The organism is Hymenobacter cheonanensis (genome assembly GCF_030581075.1).
GTDB lineage: Bacteria > Bacteroidota > Bacteroidia > Cytophagales > Hymenobacteraceae > Hymenobacter.
Genome location: NZ_JAUQSW010000009.1, coordinates 1 through 17,475 on the forward strand (window position 1 = coordinate 1; position 17,475 = coordinate 17,475).

Consider the following 17,475-nt stretch of genomic DNA (forward strand, 5'->3'; position numbering starts at 1 on the left):
CCGCAAAAGTACGCCCGGCGGCGCCGGCGGGGCGGGCTGGGTGTATTCGCGCAGCCGGTCCATCCTATCGAGTTCCAGCAGGCGGGCCAGTGCCTTTTTGCCCTGCGGGCGACGGCCGGGCCAGTAGTAAGTGCCCGCGTCGGCGGGCAGCTCCACCGGGCGGGTGGCTTCGAGGGCATAGGCCCGCCCCTTCCGGTAGGGCACGGCCCAGCGCCATAGCCGCGCGCTATCGGTTTCGGCCGGCTGGCCCTCCTCGCCATAGGTAATCAGCACACTGCGGAAAGGAAACAGCTGCCGGGCAGGGTGCCGGGCGCCAATTGCCGTGCAGGACTCGGGCAGGCAGCGAAAAAACTGGAAGTACAGCTGGCCCGCCTGGCCCGCCGGCTCGCGCCAGCACACGCGCACCGTGTCGCCGCGCGCGTTGCTGGCAATCAGCAGCGAGTCGGCCGAGGCCGCAATGGCTGTTGGCTGCCACTGCTTTTCTTGCAGGTCGCGAATAGTCAACAAGGTGCTGCCACTGTCTTGCCTGCACAGCACCCACCTGCCAGTGAGCGGCCACAGCTGCCAGGCGCTGAAAGCGCCGGGCGCCAGCCGGAGCCTGGCTTTGGCATCGGGCTTGGGCACGAGCTTGGCCCTAGTATCGGCCTTGGGCTGGGTGCTGCCTGGCTCGCATACCCGCCAGCCGGCCGGGGTGCGCACCAGCGCCCGCTGGCCGCCCGGCAGCCACCGATGCGCCAGTATGCGTTGGTTTCTCAGCATCAGGGTGTCCGGGCCGTCTGGCGTTGCCTTGTACCAGTACAGGGTGCTGTCGGTGTCAATTGCCGCGTAGCGCCAGGCGCCGGCCGCCGGGCCGCTTGCCGCGTCCAGCGCCTCAACTGCGCGAAAGCTGGCGGGGCCCGGCAGCGGCCGCAGGGTGCGCGTAGCCGGGTCGAGACGCATAAACTGCCAGCTGCCGTTGGGCACAGCTTGCAGCTTCAGCACCTCGGGGCGCAGAAATACCACCTGCTGGCTGGGCGCCGGGCTCACGAACTGGCCGGCCAGGGCATCGTATACCCACTGGGCGCTGTCGCCCGCGGCCGGGTCGGCTTTGCTTACCCACAGCGCCGTTAACCCCGCCCGGTTTACTTTATTCAGCTGGGTTATCCTGGTGCCGGCCGGGAGCGCGGCGCTGGGCCGCCGCCAGGGCCGGGCCCCGCCTACCCAGTAGAGGCGGCGGCCCACCGAATCGACGGCGGCCAGGCCATACTCGTCAAATATCGGCAGTACTCCATAGTCGCTGGCCGGACGCAGAACAGTGTCCGGGGCCGGCGGGCAGTTGCACCACAGCCGGCCAAACTGCAGCACGCGGCGGCAGGTATCGGCGGCGCCGGCCCCGCCCAGCCGCACATCCGTGTACTCCCGCAAAACCCGCCCAACGCGCACCGGCTCCGCCTGCCGGGCGGCCGGCCCTAGCTGATACACCTGATAGGGAGGGCCTAGCGAGGCGGGCAGCGAGTCGGGCAGCTGCTTGCCCACAAAAAACAGGCGGCCGTTTACTTGCTGCACGGTGGCCCAGTCTACTGCGTGCCCCTGCTGCCAGAACGCAATAAGGCGGCTCATAAGCACTTGCGCTGTACTGGTTTGGCTACCCGCCCCGGGCGCCTGCGCTACTCCAGCCCGACTGGCCAGCATACTACCTCCCGTAAGCAATGCCAGCCAGCCCCACCTCATATAGCAGTAGTGAAATGAGGCAGCAAGAAACAGCCTCACTGCAAGCTATGCAACCGTGCTAGCACTGAATTCTAGCAAGTACTCGAAGCCAATTATGCCAGTATTTTTATAGTATACACCTAGCTTTTCGGGGCGGCACGCCTGCTGCCAATGCCGCCGCTGGTGGGCAGCGCCGCCGCAATACCTGGCTAAACCTGTGGGCGTCGGCTGCGTTAGGTGTCGCCATGGACCTTGCTTTCGTACTGTACTTTTTGCGCCGCCTGGCGGCGAATAACAACGCGGCCTGGATGCAGGCGCACCGCGCCGACTACCTGCGCGCCCGCGACACCTTTGCCGCCTTGGTGACCGAAGTGCTGCACCAGGCCACGCCGGTTGCGCCCGAGCTGGCCGACCTCACGCCCACGCAAGTGATGTTCCGGCTGCATAAAAACGACCGCAGCCAAACCGACCCCGAACCCTACAAGCGGCGCTTTGGCTCGGGGCTGGTGCCGGGCGGGCGGCACGCGCAGCGGGCCGGCTACTTCTTGGCCCTGATGCCGGGCGGCGGCTCGTGGCTGCGAGCCGGACGCTTCACCCCTACCCCGCCCGAGCTGGCAGCCATCCGGCAGGAAATCCATTACAGTAGCGCCGAGTTTCACCGTCAATTGGCGGCACCCGAGTTGCTCCAACACTTTCCTGCCGGGCTAGACATGAGCGTGGAGCAACTGACGCGCCCGCCCCGCGGCTACACCGCCGACGACCCCGACTTGCCGTGGCTGAAACTTAAGAGCTTCGGTGTGAATAGTTACTTCAGCGACACGGAGGTACTGGCGCCCGATTTTGTGGGTCGCGTGGTGGCTCGCATTGCCGCCGCCCGGCCCTGGGTGCAGTTCCTCAACGAGGCGCTTGGCGACGGCAAGTAAGCCGCTAAGTAAGGGCTATCAATGCGCGCAGCGGGGCTTCTATTTACCACCTAGCACCTTCATCGTTATGCCTACAACGCATTGTTGAGGTGGTCTAAGAAAGGCGGACAGAAGAAGGACGTATATTTCTTCTGTCCGCCTTTCCTAGACCACCTCAACCTGTCGTGTCCGGTCACGCAAGGACAGGCTTGGCAAGTGGAATGGACTGTCCGTTTCCGGTGCAAGCCGACTTAGCTAAGTGCCTGCTACCAGGCAACGCCTTATTGTCGTTCCGCAGGGCAATAGAAGCGTTACCTGCTAGTCAGGACCGGCCACGCAGCCTCAACTATTTGAATCGTAAACTCATTCGTTTGATTCTTATTAGTTGCTCCTGCCAACCGGACAGACCTTTGTCTTTCTTAAGCCTAACCTGCTTTGAAGTACGTGCTCTTGCCAATCAACGGCCGAGGGGGCCGGGGCCACCGTTGGAAGCCGACCAGTACCTGTTCGCCAAGTGCTTGCTTAAGCTGCCAAAGACAGGTTAGCCACCGCCGACTTACCTATGAAAGGATTTAAGGTTTATCAGCTGGATGCTACACACAATCCGCCGGCGGCGTCCGGTCGCCGCGACTTGTATACCATGTACTTACTGACCGGCGCACGGCGGTGGCAGTGCGCTGACCAGGCAGTGGAGCGGGACGGTACGTACTTATTTATCGGTACTCCAAGCGAGGCAGAAAACGTAGCCTCCGCAGCGATTTATCAGGCAGGCTACGGCTGTTTGTTTACGAGTGAATTCGTGCAGGAAGGAAGTCTGGTGGGAGCGGTGCCGCCGTGGGCGGTGCTCACCGGCAAGTATACCCGTACCCTTTTGCTGGGCAACGAACAGGCGACGTATCTGGTGGGACTCTTCGAGAAGATGCTGGCGGAGCAACAATCCGCGTACCGCTTTAAGGACGAGCTGCTTCGTAGCTACCTCAACCTGGTCCTGCACGAAGCCACGCGGCTATGTCAGCCAGCCGTAAAATACCGCTTTCGGTATTACTGCCAGCAGCCGGAAACCGGAAGCACGCCTAGGTTAGGCTGGGGAAGCCGCCGGCGCCAGGGGTGAGTTATTTGCGTAGTAGGTATCCTACTCCACAGCTCTTTCCTGTTAGTTGACTAAAAAGCTAGCTGGTAGCAGCTTTTTGAGTACAGCCCTGCATGCTGGTCAAGGCTCCTGCTGCTTAAGTGAACGGTGAAATCTGTTTGAATTTTATACTAATTCGTTTGATTCCTTTTTTCTGGCCTAGCAGTGCTGCCAGACCTTTGTAAGGTAAATGAGCGGCGATTGTGACAGCCTGTAAAGTGCTTTTAAAGCCAACTAGGCAACCGCTTTCGCCATTGCATCCAGGCCGAATGCAGAAGCGTAAGCGTACTCATCCGACCTAGTCGGCTACCTTCTAAATCATTGTGTTACATACGAAAACGATGCAGAAAGTTGAGTTAAATAATGGGGTAAAGATGCCCGTTTTAGGCTTCGGCGTGTTTCAGGTGCCCGACCCCGCCGAGTGCGAGAACAGCGTGGTGGCAGCTATCAAGGCTGGCTACCGGCTGATTGACACGGCCGCTTCCTACATGAACGAAGAGGCCGTCGGCAAGGCCATCCAGCGTAGCGGCGTGCCGCGCGCGGAGCTGTTTATCACGACCAAGCTTTGGGTGCAGGACGCCAGCTACGAAGGCGCCAAGCAAGCGTTTGAGACGTCGCTACAAAAGCTGGGCCTCGACTACCTCGACCTCTACCTCATTCATCAGCCATTCGGCGACGTGCACGGCGCCTGGCGCGCCATGGAAGAGCTTTACAAGGCCGGCCGCATCAAAGCCATTGGCGTCAGCAACTTCTCCCCCGACCGGCTGATGGACTTCCTCGTGCAGCACGAGGTAAAGCCGGCCGTGAATCAAGTGGAAACCCACCCCTTCCACCAGCAGGTGGCCGAGCAGCAATTCATGGTCGATAACGGCGTGCAGATTGAGGCCTGGGGGCCCTTTGCCGAGGGTAAGAATGACATATTCACCAACGAGCTGCTGCAGGGCATCGCCCGCAAATATCAGAAAACGGTAGCCCAGGTGATTCTGCGCTGGCTCACCCAGCGCGGGGTAGTAGCCATCCCCAAGTCGGTACGGCCCGAGCGCATGGCTGAGAACTTCGCCATTTTCGACTTTGAGGTGAGCCCAGAAGACTTGCAGGCCATCGCCACGCTTGACACGAAAGCCAGCGTTTTCTTCGACGGCCGCGACCCCAACATGGTGAAGTGGATTGGCGAGATGAAGATTCACGCCTAGCGCTGCTGGCAGCTTCCCCCAATGGAAAAGAAGGCGCATCGCTACCACCTGCGGCTCGACCAGCTAAGCACCAAAACGGGTGCCGGTGAGCCGGCTTCGCTCGAATTTGACTTCAGCAACCACGATGATGTACTACACATTGTGCGGCTGATGCAGGCCAAGCCGCTGTTCAGCGACCCGGACGAGGCCGCGCAGTTTGCCGTGGGCCTAAAGCTCTTCAGCGAGGTCATGCTCCGGCACCGTACCGACCCGCTTTTTACGGAGGTGGTGCAGGCGTTCGGCCCGTTTATGAAGAAGCTTAAGGCGAGTTAACACCTCATTTTCAACCTAGTACAGATGTCCCTGAATTCGTATGTAACCCTGGGCCGGTCCGGCCTACGGGTAAGCCCACTGTGCCTGGGCGCCATGACCTTCGGCGAGGACTGGGGCATGGGCTCTTCGCCACAGGAAGCCGAGGCCATTTTGGCCCGGTATTGGGAGCTGGGCGGCAATTTTCTGGACACGTCCAACGCCTACAATAACGGGCATTCCGAGAAGATTATCGGCGACGCGCTGGGCCGTGAATCGTCCAAACGCGACCGCATGGTCATCGGGACCAAGTTTGCCAACAACCTCTACCCGGGCGACCCCAACGGCGGCGGCAACGGCACCAAGGCGCTTATTCAGCAGTGCGAGCAGTCGCTGCGCCGGCTGCAAACCGATTACATCGACCTGTACTGGATTCACCACTAGGACTGGAACACGCCGGTGGAGGAAACCATGAAGGCGCTCAACCACCTGGTCAGCAGCGGCAAGGTGCGCTACATCGGCGTTTCTGACACGCCGGCTTGGCAGGTGGCACAAGCCCATACCCTGGCCCAGCTAAAGGACTGGACCCCGTTCGTGGGCCTGCAGATTGAATACTCGCTGCTGGAGCGCACGGTAGAAGACGAGCTGCTGCCCATGGCCCAGGCGCTGGGTATCGGGGTCACGCCCTGGTCGCCGCTCAAGTCGGGGCTGTTGTCGGGCAAATTTACCCGCACCAACGCCGGGCAGGTCGGCGGCAGCCGCGGCGAGCTGATGGGCACGGTGTCGCTGCTCGATGAGCGGGCCTATACCATCCTCGACCGCCTGGCTAAGCTAGCCGACGCGCACCAAACAACTTCTGCCGCCATTGCCCTGGCCTGGGTGGCGAGCCGGCCGGGGGTGACTTCGACCATCATCGGCGCCCGCCGGCTCGACCAGTTGGAGGCCAACGTCGCGGCCCTGGACGTGCGACTCTCGGCCGAAGAACTCGCGTCCCTGGACGCGCTCTCGACGCCCCCGCCCATGTTCACGACCATGCAGCAGCGCCTAACCAGCAGCTTTCAGCACGGGGGGATTTCGGTGAATGGGGTCACGCCCTTCAAATATCCGATGACTCCCAATTCTGACCAGGACCGGTACTAACTGCTTCGACGGGAGCAGGCAGGCAGCCACAATCCTAGCAAACCCCAGCACCACGTAAAAGGGAGGTAGCCCGATAAATTTGGGTTACCTCCCTTTTCGGGTTAATCCAAACCAACCCGCTTCTCGCAAGTGGCTAGTGGGTATAGCTAACAAGCAGATGGTGAGTTAACACTTAATGGCCACTATGCCGGAGGAACTGATTACTACTGCTTTGCAACGCGCTTTTCGAGCCCAGTCGCCTACCCCAGGCTTACTCGTCCACTCCAACCGCGGCAGGCAATACTGCAGCAACGCCTATCGCAAACTGCTCCATGACCACAAAGCGCTGGGCTCGCAGAGCCACCGTGGCGACTGCTGCAACAATGCACAAGCTGAGAGCCTGTGGGCGCGCCTCGAAAAGGAGGTACTCGAAGTCCACGAGCGGCTCGTATTTGCCGACTTGGCCGATGTGTAGGCCAGCGTCGCCAACTATTTGACTAGTATAATCACGAGCGCCTGCACTGCAGCATCGGCTATCAAGTACCGTAGCACACTCATCAATAGCTTTTCAACTTAACGCCCTAAACTATCCAGCGTAATCGGACCACCTCAACTAGGGCGCGGTCTTGTTCAGGCGCCTAAAGCAGTGTGCCGCAGATTGAGTTAACTGTATCCCAATTGCACCCACATGTATCCTGTAACCTCTAATTATAGGATACCTTATCAGATTCCAAGCAAACCAACAAAACACAATTTACTTATTATCAGCATACTACTTGAATACACGGGCTTATATTCATGTTTCGGCTGCATAAAAATGACCGCAGCCAAACCGACCCCGAGCCCTACAAGCGCCGCCTGGGCGCGGGCCTGGTGCCCGGCGGGCGGCACGCGCTGCGCGCCGGCTACTTTCTGGCCCTGATGCCAGGTGGCGGTTCGTGGGTGCGGGCCGGCCGCTTCACGCCCACGCCGCCCGAGCTGGCCGCCATCCGGCAGGAAATTCACTACGATAGCGCGGGCTTTCACCGCGTCATCGAGGCGCCGGAAATTCTGCAGCATTTTCCCGGTGGCCTGGACCTGAGCGCGCCGCAGCTTACGCGCCCGCCGCGCGGCTACGAGGCCACCGACCCCGGCCTGCCTTTTCTAAAGCTGAAAAGCTTTGGCCTGAACAGCTATTTCTCGGATGCCGACGTGCTAGCCCCCGATTTTATCGACCAGGCCGTGGCCCGCCTGGTGGCCGCCCAGCCGTGGGTAGCATTCCTGAACCGGGCGCTGGCCGAATAACCGCATAAAAAAGCCCGTTGGGGTGCGTGCTGCCGCACCCCAACGGGCTTTTTTACACTACCTGCTAGGCCCTAAAACAAGCCAAACAGCTTGTTGTCGATGCGCTCGATGATGGAGCCCAGGTCTTCGGGATTGCGCACGTAGTCAAGCTCGTTTACGTCGATAATGAGCAGCTTGCCCTGCTTGTACTCGGCAATCCACTGGTCGTAGTGCTCGTTGAGGTTGCGCAGGTACTCGATGCTGATGGAGTTTTCGTAGTTGCGGCCGCGCTTCTCAATCTGGCCGATGAGCTTGGGCAGGTCGGCACGCAGGTAAAGCAGCAGGTCGGGCGGGTCTACCAGGCTTATCATGCTCTCAAACAGGGCGTAGTAGTTGTTATAATCGCGCTCGGCCAGCAGCCCCGATTGGTGCAGGTTGGCGGCAAAGATGTGCGCGTCTTCGTAAATTGTGCGGTCTTGAATGACACTCTTACCTTCGCTCACCAACTCTTTGATGCGGCGCGTTTGGCGAAAGCGGCCGTTCAGAAAATAAACCTGCAAATGGAAGGCCCAGCGCGGCATGTCTGCGTAAAAGTCCTTCAAATACGGATTATCGTCCACTTCTTCCAGAAAAACTTCCCAGCGAAAATGCTGGGCCAATTTGTGGGCGAGGGTCGTTTTGCCGGCTCCGATATTGCCAACGATAGCAATGTGCATGCGATAAATACTGTAGGCGGACGAATTGAGGACGCCAAAGGTAAGCGCTGCAGTGCCCTACTCTCTCCCCTTCCGCTATGACTTCACGCTTCTCCTCTGCGCTGGCTACGCGCCTGCTTAGGCTGTTCGACGTGCACGGGGCTTTGCTAGCCGATTTCGACCACTTTCCGACCCTCGATTTGCTGCACGTGCGCTGGCACGGCCACCTCACCTCCGATGCCCTGGTGCAGGGCGCCCGGGCGGGCCTGGCGCTGTTTGCGGGCCAGCCGCTGCCGCGCCGCCTGCTCAGCAACCACTCGCAAGTGACGGGCGAATGGGCCGAAGCCCTGCCCTGGCTACAATACGAGTGGCTGCCCGAGGTAACTGAGCGTGGCGTGCGCGTGCTAGCCCACGTGCTGGCCAAAAGCCACGGCAGCCACGCGGTAAACTACCAAGGCAGCCAGGAATTTGTGACGGCTCTGCGGCAAACCATGCGCACCGCCTCGTTTCGCAACCTGGAGCCCGCCTGGCGCTGGCTCGTGCAGCGCTAGCCCTGGCCCTACTCGTTCACCCGGTCTTTCACGCGGCGGGCACCCTGCAGGGTGCGAAACTCGCCCTGGTAGGTACGCACTGTCAGGCGGTCATCGAGGGGCAGCTCCTGGCGCACGGCCTCGTAGCGGGTGTTGAGGCGGGTGAGGGCGGCGCTGGCCTCGTCCCAGTCCTGGGTGCTCCACTGGCGGCGCTGGGCGCGCGTGGCCTCCAGAAAGCGCTCGTATACCCCTAGCAGCTGGTTGGCCGGCAGGCGGTTTACGTCAATGCTTTCGTGCATGTACCTGGCCAGGCCCGGGTCGGCGGTGGCTACCAGGCGGCGGGCCGGGGCGGCCGTGCGGGGCACCGAGGCGTGGGGGCGGCCGCCCAGCAGGTCGCCCCGGCGCAGCAGGCTATCCTGGGCAGTAGTTTGGGCGGCGGCGGCTAGCGGCAGGGCGGCCAGCAGCAGGGCAGCGCCGGTGTAGCGGGCAAAAAAAACAGGCTTGGTCATAGAAATAATACGTAGGTGAAGCAAGAACTGCCTTGCCAAATGCGGGCCAAACACGCCTGCTTAACGGCCGGCGCCGGCTTTGCGTATGCCTGGGTAGCTCACAAGTCGGTTTTTTGGCCGACCTTCGCCCGCTTCATCGTTGTTTATGCCTACCCCTTCCGACCCGGCGCAGCCGGCCCTGCCCCTGCGCATTCAGCCCGCCACCGAGCAGGATATTCCCACCATCATTGGGCTGGCTGAGGCTACCTGGGAGCCTACCTATCGGTTTATCATCTCGAAGGAGCAGATTGACTACATGTACCGCGTCATCTACACGCCGGCCTCGCTGCGCCGCCAGATGCGCGAGCAGCACCACCAGTTTTTACTGGCTTACGTGGATGGGCACCCCAGCGGCTTTGCCTCCTACTCGGAGAAGCCCGAGGGCGTGTACCACCTCAATAAAATCTACGTGCTGCCCTCGCACCAGGGCCAGGGCCTGGGCCAAAACTTAGTCGAAGCCGTGGTAAATGCCGTGCGCGCCGCCGATGGCAAAGCGCTGGAGCTGAATGTGAACCGCCACAACCCCGCGCTAGCCTTCTACGAGCGCCAGGGCTTTGCCCAGCACCGCGAGGAGGACATTCCCATCGGCCCGTACTGGATGAACGATTACGTGCTGCGCAAGGAGCTGTAACCCCCGCTACCCTACTTTACTTTTTTTCCCTTTCGAAAATGGCTACTAAACTCACTGTTCTCTCCAACGGCTCGCTGCGCGTGGAAGGCGAAGATATTCAACTCGTTGATGCCCAGGGCAATGCCTACGGGCTGGGCGGCCGCGAGCGCATCAGCATTTGCCGCTGCGGGCTGAGCGCGCAAAAGCCCTTCTGCGACGGCTCGCACAAGGGCCGCTTCGACCACGACGCCACGGCGTTTGACCTGCCCGCGCCCAAGCCGGTGGTGTAATAACCCACGCCGGCGCCTTTCTCTACGCGCAGCCACCCTAGCCGGGCGGCTGCGCGTTTTGCATTACACCGGCTCGGCAGCTAGCCCGTTAAGCAACGTCACGGCCTCATCGGGGTCTTCTACTTCGATAATGAGGCGATTGAACTGCTCATCGGCCAGGTCTACCACAATGGTATTTTCGTCGTGCTGCACATCTATAAAGGAAGGCTTGTGGTCGAAGAAGCCATCCAAGTAAAACGTGCCGGCCTTCAAAAAGCCGGGTATGTGGGTACCGGGCATGCGCAAGCCCCTGGCGTGCGAGGCCCAGGCGTCGCGCCGCGCTCCTTTAATATGGACCTGCGGAATCCGCAACTCACTGCGCAGCGCCCAGAGCTTGTGCCAGCCCTCCACGACAAATACTACCGTATCGTCTTGTTGCTCAATCTTGACCATAGTAGAAAGAGTAGCCGCAGTTAGTAAATGTGCGTGCCGCAGCGGTGTATCGCCGCCGGCATTAGGGCATTACAGTAGCCAGGGTGCGGGGGCCCAGCATCAGCCACAGGTTCAGGCGCACCACGTCGCCCATCGAGTCGCAGGCGGCAAACTTTTGGGTGCGGTGGTAGCGGTTGAGGGCGCTTTTCAACTCCTCCACCTTCTCGGGCGGGGCTAGCTCCTGGCGGCGCATCACATCGAGCAGAGCCTTGAGGCGATGGCGCTCGGCGCGGGCGCGGCGGGCCATCAGGGTGCGCTCCTCGGCCTGGTACTGGCGCAGGGTGCTGGGCTTGAGCAGGCGGGCGCACAGCTCCACCACGGGGCCGTTATCCTTGAAAAACTGGGGCACGTACATGGCGCGGCGGCCCTCGTAGCTCTGCTGGTCGAAGTCGATGGCGCGCACCCGGTACTGCTCGTCCTCAAAGTCGGGCGTCACATCGATGACGTAGTTGTAGGCCCGCATATCGCCCAGCAGCCTAGCGAAGCAGCGCTCATTAAACTTCACAAACTCCTTGGCAATACGCACCTGGTTGAGGTGTGGCTGGTTGAGGCGCAGCCGGATAAAGTCATCGCCCGGTATGCCGGCAATGTGCTCCTCGATGAGCGTGTGGCCGCTGTCTACCAAGTAGTTCATCGAGTTGGGCGAGAGCAAATGCTCCAGCTCCAGGCCGTAGATGCGCGAAGCATCGGCCTGCTTCACGTAGAAATAGTCGTAGTTGTCATTTAGTTGGTTGAGGATGCGCACCCGAAACGGGTGCGAGTTGCCAAAGCGGCAGTAGTCGATGCGGTCGGCCAGCAGGTCGGGGCTGAACGAGAGGTCGCCGGCCGTTTTCAGCAGCGCATACACCTGCACCAGGCCCTGGCTTAGCTCCACAAGGGCGCTAGGCTCGTAAAACACGGTTTGCCAGAGCGTATCCTTGCCCGCCCGGTCGAGCAGGGCAAACGAATTGCTGAAGCGCAGCAAATCGGCGTAGCTCACCGGCAGCGGCGCCTCGCGGTCGTAATCGCGCAGGTACTGGCGCAGGGCCGGCGTGAGCGGGTAGCTGTGCTTTTTGCGGGAAATATCCACGGTGGCAATGAGTGAATGGGTGAGTGAGTACCTGGGCGAATGAACCAGGTAAGCGGCATTTATCCACCCCTTTACTCATTCAGCCATTCCCCCAGTGTTTACCCCGCCAACTCGCTCACCAACTCCACGTATTGCTGGCGGGCGGCGTCTTTGCTGAGGCCGGCCAGCTGGTGCCAGGCGTCGTACTTGGCGATGGCCTTGAAATCGAAGCCACCCGGGCGCGGGCCGGTGGCATCGCCGTCGGTGGCCTGCTTGTAGAGGGCGTAGAGCTGGAGCAGCACCGTGTTGCTGGGCTTAACGGGTAGCTGCTGGGCGCGCTGGGCGGCAGCCTCAAAGTCTTGCTGGGTCGTCATGGCAGAAGAGTAGAAGGGTAGAAAGAAATAGTTGGACTGCAAACGTAGCGCCGGGCGGCCAGTTTGCTACATTCATTTTTTTAGTTCTTCGAAGCGGTAGGCCACGCCGCCACCAGCGGCTCGTGGCTTAGCTTACTAGCCCCGGCCCCCACACGCAAGGAGCTACCCTGCGTCAGGCGTCGCAAAGTAGTCTGTATTTGTGATGAAGTGCCCTTCTCCCGCCCTCGATAGCGAGGCCCTACGTCAAGCTTTTTCTGCACCATAAGCTCACCCGGGCCCTAGCCAGAAGCCGCAAACCACCAACGAGCTGGCGCAAGCACCTGCCCCAGGCCGATGGGTGCGTGGCCGTGACGGGCCTGTGCGGCCCCGGCGCCCCGGCCACGCCCGAAAAGCCGGTGGGCACGGGTTCGCCGCCATTCTGCCCAATGGCTTGGCCCACGAGCACCGCGTGCAGCTGGCCGCGCACGACAGCAACCCGCTGCGCCAGCAGGCCGTGGCGTTTATCTATCAGTTACCAGGCGCTGGGTGAGGTGCTGGAGTAGCGCCAGGTTACAGTGCCCAAGGGCTGGCGCCGGGCGCATCGGGCTAGCCGGGCGGCGCGTAGCTTGCGGGCTCATTCACCATCCCGTTTTCTTCTCGCACTCAGCCCTATGCCCACTCCTACCCGCTCGCTGCTGGCCCTCGCCCTGCTAGGCCTCGCCAGCCACGGCGCCCTTGCCCAAAAAACCTACCTGCACTGCGGCCAACTGCTCGATGTGCGCGCCGGGCGCCTGCTAGCCCAGCAAACCATTGTGGTTGATAAGGACCGCATTGTGGCCGTGCAAGCCGGCTACACCGCCGCCAGCGGCCCCCAGGACCAGGTAATCAACCTCGAAAACCGCACGGTGCTGCCCGGCCTCATCGACTGCCACGTGCACCTGGAGTCGGTGCCGAGCCGAAGCTCGTTTGCCGAGCAGTTTACCCTGAACCCGGCCGACATCGCCTACCGCGCCGAGGCCAACGCGCTCACTACGCTGCGGGCGGGCTTCACCACCGTGCGCGACTGCGGCGGCTCGGGCGTGAACACGGCCCTGCGCAAGGCCGTGGCCAAGGGGCTGGTGCCGGGGCCGCGCATCTACTCGGCGGGGGTGGCCATTTCGAGCACCGGCGGCCACATGGACCCCACCGATGGCCTCAGCGATTTTATGATGGAAAAGCTAAACCCCGGCCCGGCCGAGGGCGTGGCCAACGGCCCCGAGCAGTGCCGCCAGGCCGTGCGCGAGCAGTTTCGGCGCGGGGCCGACCTTATTAAAATAGCCAGCACTGGCGGCGTGCTCGACCTGAGCAAGGACGGCACCGGCGCGCAGTACAGCGAGGAAGAAATAAGGGCCGTTGTGCAGGCCGCCCGCGATTTGGGCATGCCCGTGGCCTGCCACGCCCACGGCGCCGAGGGCATCAAGCGGGCCATTCGGGCGGGCGTTACGAGCATCGACCACGGCTCCTTGATGGACGCGGAGGCCATTCAGCTGATGGCCAAAAACCGCACCTGGTACGTGCCCACGCTCATCGCCGGCAAGTCGGTGGCCGATACCACGCGCAAGCACCCGGGCTATTTTCCGCCCGTTATTGCCGTGAAGGCCCTCAACGTGGGCACCCAGATGCAGGGCACCTTCGGGCGGGCCATCAAGCAGGGCGTGCGGGTGGCGTTTGGCACCGATGCGGGCGTATATCGCCACGGCCAGAACGCGCTGGAGTTTGGCTACATGACCGAGGCCGGCATGTCGGCCGCCGACGCCATTCGCACGGCCACCGTGAACGCCGCCGAGCTGCTCGGCGACCCGCAAAACCTGGGCACCCTGGAGGTGGGCAAGTTCGCCGATATCGTGGCCGTGGAGGGCAACCCCTTGCAGGATGTCTCGACGCTCACCAGGCCCCAGTTTGTGATGAAAGAAGGCAAGGTGTACGTGGGAAACTAGTCCAATCTACCCGTCGTCATGCTGAACGCAGTGAAGCATCTTGCTCGCATCGTTAGGGTTAGAAATCCAACGGCGCGAGCAAGATGCTTCACTGCGTTCAGCATGACGACCTTCTTGTACTTGTCGGCTCACTTCACCACTTCCACCTTCATGGCCACGTCCTCGATGGGCCATTTATCCTGGGGGTCCACTTTCACTTTGTTGATTTTATCGACCACGTCCTGGCCTTCGATTACTTCGCCAAAAACCGTGTACTTGCCATCGAGCGAGGGCACGCCGCCCCTAGTGGCATAGGCCTGCACCTGGGCCGGCGTGAGGGGCCGGCCGGCGGCGGCTTTGCTCTGGTAAGGGGCTAGCTTCTGCCCCACTACGAAGTAAAAATCGGTGTTGGATGACAGGTGGCCGGGGTTGATTTCGTCGTCGTAGCGCGCCATGCCCAGCGCACCTTTCACATGGAAATGCTGGGGCCGGATTTCGGCCGGCAGGCGGTAGCGGCGCAGGTGAATACTGCGCACGCCGCTCGTTTGGCCGCCCTGCACGGCAAAGTCCTTCACCACGCGGTTGAACACCGTTTCATCGAACACCCCGCGCCGGGCCAGCAGCAGAAAGTTGGCCTTGTGCACCGGCGTATCATCAAAGAGGCGCACCCGAATATTACCCAGCCGGGTCTTAAACAACACCTCCGAGCCGGGGTACTGGCGGCCGTAGGCCAGCAGCGCGGCAGGCGCGGTGCTGTCGGTGAGGGCCGCAATGTCGGGGCCGGGCGGCTTGGGCTTGGGCGGCGGGGCCGTAGCGGCGGGCTTGTCGGCGGGGCCGCAGGCGGCCAGCAGGGCTAGCAGCCAGGGCGCGGCCGCGGCTGGTTTCAGCAAATGAGGCACTTCGGTAAGTCAGCTAGGTCTAAAAAACGGCTACAGGCAAGCCCAAACGCCTCGGCGCCCGCCCCCGGCCCGCAAAGAAGAGGCCGGGGGTTGAGCCCGCGAACGAACGCGCATCCCCCGCTAGCTACCAGGTAAAGCCAGCGGCCTTGGTTTTTTGCTTGTCCGTGCCGGTGGCGGCTTTGGTTTTCACCTTCACTTTGGTAGCGGGAGCAGCCGCCGGGGCAGCAGCGGGGCTAGCGGCGGCGGGGGCAGCGGGCTCGGGCGGGGGCGGCGGGGCGGCCTCGCCGTCGGCGGCTTTTATTTCGTCGGCGGCGGCGGCCTTTTGCTCTTTTTGCTGGGCTAGCAGCAGGTGGTCCTGGGCCAGGGCGTTGGTTTTCCAGGCCTTGAGCTGGGTGGTGAGCTGTTCTTTCTCTTCCTTGCCCAGCTTGGCGGGGGCCATGAGGGTGCCCAGGTCGGGGCGGCCGGCTTCCTGCCAAGCCGTGAGCCACATGGAGGCCACCATGGGCGCGGCGCCCTTGAGGCGGAAGGCTACCATGCCGCCCACCTCCTTCTCGTAGGCATCGGCAAAGGCATCGGAGTAGCGGCGCTGGGTGCGCCCAAAGCGGTGCGAAAACGTGTACTTGGTTTGGGGCGTGAAGCCCTTGGCCGTCTTAGCCTCCAGGTCGTAGGTGGCCGTGAGAAAGCCGTAGCTGCCCTGAATAGTGCCCCAGATGGCCGCCAGCGGGTCTTTCAGCACCTTACCTTCCTCGCCATCAAGCTTGTAGTCGTTGAGAAAGCGCTCGGGCAGCTGGCTTTCCCATAGGGCGTGCAGGCCGGTCTGGCCCGAGAGCTGGCCGTCATAATTCACCGTAGTATGCAGCGGCACAAAGGCATCGGCGGTGTAGTGGCTTAGCTCGGCCGAGTACTTGATGATGGCCGTGGTATCGCGCTGCCGAAAGGCATCGACTAGCCGCTGCTTGGTATCCAGCACCGTCCAGGGCACGGTGCCGTATTTCTTGAGCGTATCGGCCGAGAACTTGGCGGCGGCCTCCTCATAGTCGCGCGGCACCTTGGCAAAGGGGTTATCCTCCGAGTAGTGGTCCATGTCGATAAAGTGGCGCGGGCCTTCCTCCTTGTCCTGGGCGCGGCGCTCGTCGGGGGCGGTGCTCAGGCGCACCAGCTCGGCCAGGTGCCGAAAGTAGAAGGCCTGCATACTGGCCGGCAGCTCATACACGGCCACCTGCGTGATAACGCGGTGCCCCAAAAAGCCCCAGGCGCGGGCCGCCGGGGCGGCGGGGCCTAGCAGCAGGACCGCCAGGCCCAGGCTCAACAATAGTTTTTTCATCTGATAAAAGGAACTAGCGCATAACGCAAGCGAATAGCCAACGGGCCCGAAGTTCGGGCGCGGCGCGCACATTTCCAGTACGCGCCGCGCCCCAGCTGACCTCAGCATTTGCTCAGTGAAAATTCATTTTCTAAAATGCCTGAATTTTACACCGGCTTTTTTAGCCAGACCAGCTTATCGCTGCGTAGAAGGAACAAATTTCCCACCCATTCTTTTTTACTCATGGCTACCACCACCAAAAAAGGCAACACCGGCGACCACCACCGTACCGCCGCCTCGCACCACACCGCCGCCGCCAAGCACCACACCGAAGCGGCCAAGCACGCCGATAGCGGCGACCACAAAACGGCCGCCCACCACGCCCAAACGGCCAGCGGCCACGCCGCCAGCGCCAAATCTAGTTCGCGCCGCGCGGCCAAAAACCACGCCGCCGACCACAGCGATAAATAATTTTTGAGTACCTTAGATTCGGAGCCGCAAGGCTCCTGGCTGTAGCGACTGCAAAGCCCGGTTTCTGTAAAGGAGCCGGGCTTTTTCGTGAGTGCAGGCTGGGGTTGTCTTGCTAGTCAAATGCTCTCATCCTATGTACTTTCTTAGCTTTCTATTGTGGGCCGGAAGTGTGATTACGCCGCTAGCCCAGGCGCAGGTATTGCCTGTCCGCAAAGCCACCGTTGCCACGCGCTACCAGCTACCGGGGGCCGACTGTGCACTATTTCCAGCAGCGGCTACACTTCCCTTTTACCGTAAGAATAGTGCGTCTTTACCTATTGAACGATTTACGCCTACTAAACAACAAGTAGCTCTTATTGAGAAGAAACTGACAGCAAAATCCCTTAAGCTAAACTCGTTTTCTTCACATCCCTTTTATCCTCCTGATTATAAACTAGTCGCTTATCGTCGCCAGTATTATGGCTTTTACAATAATCAACACCAACCTCATTTCTACATTTTTTTCCTAGCTACCAATTCCTCAGAAGGCTCTGCTAAAGCAACTAACTGGTTGAATGGTCCAGTAAGAATGCCAATAAGAGGAGCGGATTGCTGGTCTATTAAATATGATGTGCATGGCGAAAAATTTTATGATTTCATCCATTATCCAATAGATTAAAACAAAAAAAGCCTGACCAATACGGCCAGGCTTTTCGTCGTTTAGCATTACTGCAAAAGGC

Annotated in this window: 19 protein-coding genes and 1 pseudogene; 12 read left to right on the forward strand and 8 right to left on the reverse strand. The window is 61.2% G+C overall.

The window, feature by feature from the left end; all coding sequences use genetic code 11:
* Positions 1-1,599: hypothetical protein (locus tag Q5H89_RS16265; RefSeq protein ID WP_305020401.1), on the reverse strand; the 1,599-nt coding region annotated here is incomplete at its 3' end.
* A gap of 335 nt (positions 1,600-1,934) precedes the next feature.
* On the opposite strand from Q5H89_RS16265, the gene Q5H89_RS16270 reads away from it, so the two are divergent.
* From Q5H89_RS16270 to Q5H89_RS16295, 6 genes and pseudogenes are all read left to right on the forward strand, one after another.
* Positions 1,935-2,612, forward strand: coding sequence for a DUF2461 domain-containing protein (locus tag Q5H89_RS16270; protein WP_305020402.1), 678 nt, complete (start codon positions 1,935-1,937; stop codon positions 2,610-2,612).
* A gap of 541 nt (positions 2,613-3,153) precedes the next feature.
* Complete coding sequence (locus Q5H89_RS16275; protein WP_305020403.1) at positions 3,154-3,702, forward strand: hypothetical protein; 549 nt, start codon at positions 3,154-3,156, stop codon at positions 3,700-3,702.
* A 392-nt stretch (positions 3,703-4,094) separates the two neighbouring features.
* Positions 4,095-4,913 carry an aldo/keto reductase gene (locus Q5H89_RS16280; protein ID WP_449271983.1) on the forward strand — a complete coding sequence of 273 codons (819 nt, stop codon included), beginning with the start codon at positions 4,095-4,097 and terminating at the stop codon, positions 4,911-4,913.
* A gap of 21 nt (positions 4,914-4,934) precedes the next feature.
* On the forward strand, positions 4,935-5,225 hold the full coding sequence (locus Q5H89_RS16285) for a DUF3861 domain-containing protein (RefSeq protein ID WP_305020404.1): 291 nt from the start codon (positions 4,935-4,937) through the stop codon (positions 5,223-5,225).
* 24 nt (positions 5,226-5,249) lie between these two features.
* Positions 5,250-6,341 (forward strand): annotated as a pseudogene (locus tag Q5H89_RS16290) (aldo/keto reductase).
* A gap of 777 nt (positions 6,342-7,118) precedes the next feature.
* On the forward strand, positions 7,119-7,604 hold the full coding sequence (locus Q5H89_RS16295; RefSeq protein WP_305020405.1) for a DUF2461 domain-containing protein: 486 nt from the start codon (positions 7,119-7,121) through the stop codon (positions 7,602-7,604).
* Positions 7,605-7,675: 71 nt separating this feature from the next.
* Here Q5H89_RS16295 and Q5H89_RS16300 read toward each other — a convergent pair whose 3' ends face one another.
* Positions 7,676-8,299, reverse strand: a complete 624-nt coding sequence (locus Q5H89_RS16300; RefSeq protein ID WP_305020406.1) for a deoxynucleoside kinase — start codon at positions 8,297-8,299, stop codon at positions 7,676-7,678.
* A gap of 77 nt (positions 8,300-8,376) precedes the next feature.
* On the opposite strand from Q5H89_RS16300, the gene Q5H89_RS16305 reads away from it, so the two are divergent.
* Positions 8,377-8,829 carry a hypothetical protein gene (locus Q5H89_RS16305; protein WP_305020407.1) on the forward strand — a complete coding sequence of 151 codons (453 nt, stop codon included), beginning with the start codon at positions 8,377-8,379 and terminating at the stop codon, positions 8,827-8,829.
* Between the two features lie 8 nt (positions 8,830-8,837).
* On the opposite strand, the gene Q5H89_RS16310 is transcribed toward Q5H89_RS16305, so the two are convergent.
* The gene (locus Q5H89_RS16310) at positions 8,838-9,317 is read right to left on the reverse strand and encodes a hypothetical protein (RefSeq protein WP_305020408.1); all 480 of its coding nucleotides are present in this window, start codon (positions 9,315-9,317) and stop codon (positions 8,838-8,840) included.
* Between the two features lie 145 nt (positions 9,318-9,462).
* Between Q5H89_RS16310 and Q5H89_RS16315 the strand changes: the two genes are divergently transcribed.
* A complete protein-coding gene (locus tag Q5H89_RS16315) occupies positions 9,463-9,987 on the forward strand; it encodes a GNAT family N-acetyltransferase (RefSeq protein ID WP_305020409.1) in 525 nt (174 codons plus the stop codon).
* 38 nt (positions 9,988-10,025) lie between these two features.
* Complete coding sequence (locus tag Q5H89_RS16320) at positions 10,026-10,256, forward strand: CDGSH iron-sulfur domain-containing protein (protein ID WP_305020410.1); 231 nt, start codon at positions 10,026-10,028, stop codon at positions 10,254-10,256.
* A 63-nt stretch (positions 10,257-10,319) separates the two neighbouring features.
* Here Q5H89_RS16320 and Q5H89_RS16325 read toward each other — a convergent pair whose 3' ends face one another.
* From Q5H89_RS16325 to Q5H89_RS16335, 3 genes are all read right to left on the reverse strand, one after another.
* A complete protein-coding gene (locus Q5H89_RS16325) occupies positions 10,320-10,688 on the reverse strand; it encodes a hypothetical protein (RefSeq protein WP_305020411.1) in 369 nt (122 codons plus the stop codon).
* Positions 10,689-10,749: 61 nt separating this feature from the next.
* Positions 10,750-11,796 (reverse strand): hypothetical protein, encoded by a 1,047-nt coding sequence (locus Q5H89_RS16330; RefSeq protein WP_305020412.1) that lies wholly within the window; start codon positions 11,794-11,796, stop codon positions 10,750-10,752.
* Positions 11,797-11,894: 98 nt separating this feature from the next.
* Positions 11,895-12,149, reverse strand: coding sequence for an acyl-CoA-binding protein (locus Q5H89_RS16335; RefSeq protein ID WP_305020413.1), 255 nt, complete (start codon positions 12,147-12,149; stop codon positions 11,895-11,897).
* A 650-nt stretch (positions 12,150-12,799) separates the two neighbouring features.
* On the opposite strand from Q5H89_RS16335, the gene Q5H89_RS16340 reads away from it, so the two are divergent.
* Entirely contained in the window at positions 12,800-14,104 is a 1,305-nt protein-coding gene (locus tag Q5H89_RS16340) for a metal-dependent hydrolase family protein (RefSeq protein WP_305020414.1), read from the forward strand.
* A 128-nt stretch (positions 14,105-14,232) separates the two neighbouring features.
* Here Q5H89_RS16340 and Q5H89_RS16345 read toward each other — a convergent pair whose 3' ends face one another.
* Entirely contained in the window at positions 14,233-14,973 is a 741-nt protein-coding gene (locus tag Q5H89_RS16345; RefSeq protein WP_305020415.1) for a peptidylprolyl isomerase, read from the reverse strand.
* Positions 14,974-15,106: 133 nt separating this feature from the next.
* A complete protein-coding gene (locus tag Q5H89_RS16350; RefSeq protein ID WP_305020416.1) occupies positions 15,107-16,306 on the reverse strand; it encodes a zinc dependent phospholipase C family protein in 1,200 nt (399 codons plus the stop codon).
* A gap of 222 nt (positions 16,307-16,528) precedes the next feature.
* Here Q5H89_RS16350 and Q5H89_RS16355 point away from each other — a divergent pair, with 222 nt between their 5' ends.
* Positions 16,529-16,756, forward strand: a complete 228-nt coding sequence (locus Q5H89_RS16355) for a hypothetical protein (protein ID WP_305020417.1) — start codon at positions 16,529-16,531, stop codon at positions 16,754-16,756.
* A gap of 133 nt (positions 16,757-16,889) precedes the next feature.
* Positions 16,890-17,414 (forward strand): hypothetical protein, encoded by a 525-nt coding sequence (locus Q5H89_RS16360; RefSeq protein WP_305020418.1) that lies wholly within the window; start codon positions 16,890-16,892, stop codon positions 17,412-17,414.
* Positions 17,415-17,475: the final 61 nt, after the last annotated feature.

What these genes read in the sequence shown, in the direction of transcription:
- Q5H89_RS16270 (WP_305020402.1), top strand. Translation starts at nt 1,935, where the DNA reads ATGGACCTTGCTTTCGTACTGTACTTTTTGCGCCGCCTGGCGGCGAAT.
- Q5H89_RS16275 (WP_305020403.1), top strand. Translation starts at nt 3,154, where the DNA reads ATGAAAGGATTTAAGGTTTATCAGCTGGATGCTACACACAATCCGCCG.
- Q5H89_RS16280 (WP_449271983.1), top strand. Translation starts at nt 4,095, where the DNA reads ATGCCCGTTTTAGGCTTCGGCGTGTTTCAGGTGCCCGACCCCGCCGAG.
- Q5H89_RS16285 (WP_305020404.1), top strand. Translation starts at nt 4,935, where the DNA reads ATGGAAAAGAAGGCGCATCGCTACCACCTGCGGCTCGACCAGCTAAGC.
- Q5H89_RS16295 (WP_305020405.1), top strand. Translation starts at nt 7,119, where the DNA reads ATGTTTCGGCTGCATAAAAATGACCGCAGCCAAACCGACCCCGAGCCC.
- Q5H89_RS16300 (WP_305020406.1), bottom strand. Translation starts at nt 8,299, where the DNA reads ATGCACATTGCTATCGTTGGCAATATCGGAGCCGGCAAAACGACCCTC.
- Q5H89_RS16305 (WP_305020407.1), top strand. Translation starts at nt 8,377, where the DNA reads ATGACTTCACGCTTCTCCTCTGCGCTGGCTACGCGCCTGCTTAGGCTG.
- Q5H89_RS16310 (WP_305020408.1), bottom strand. Translation starts at nt 9,317, where the DNA reads ATGACCAAGCCTGTTTTTTTTGCCCGCTACACCGGCGCTGCCCTGCTG.
- Q5H89_RS16315 (WP_305020409.1), top strand. Translation starts at nt 9,463, where the DNA reads ATGCCTACCCCTTCCGACCCGGCGCAGCCGGCCCTGCCCCTGCGCATT.
- Q5H89_RS16320 (WP_305020410.1), top strand. Translation starts at nt 10,026, where the DNA reads ATGGCTACTAAACTCACTGTTCTCTCCAACGGCTCGCTGCGCGTGGAA.
- Q5H89_RS16325 (WP_305020411.1), bottom strand. Translation starts at nt 10,688, where the DNA reads ATGGTCAAGATTGAGCAACAAGACGATACGGTAGTATTTGTCGTGGAG.
- Q5H89_RS16335 (WP_305020413.1), bottom strand. Translation starts at nt 12,149, where the DNA reads ATGACGACCCAGCAAGACTTTGAGGCTGCCGCCCAGCGCGCCCAGCAG.
- Q5H89_RS16340 (WP_305020414.1), top strand. Translation starts at nt 12,800, where the DNA reads ATGCCCACTCCTACCCGCTCGCTGCTGGCCCTCGCCCTGCTAGGCCTC.
- Q5H89_RS16350 (WP_305020416.1), bottom strand. Translation starts at nt 16,306, where the DNA reads ATGAAAAAACTATTGTTGAGCCTGGGCCTGGCGGTCCTGCTGCTAGGC.
- Q5H89_RS16355 (WP_305020417.1), top strand. Translation starts at nt 16,529, where the DNA reads ATGGCTACCACCACCAAAAAAGGCAACACCGGCGACCACCACCGTACC.
- Q5H89_RS16360 (WP_305020418.1), top strand. Translation starts at nt 16,890, where the DNA reads ATGTACTTTCTTAGCTTTCTATTGTGGGCCGGAAGTGTGATTACGCCG.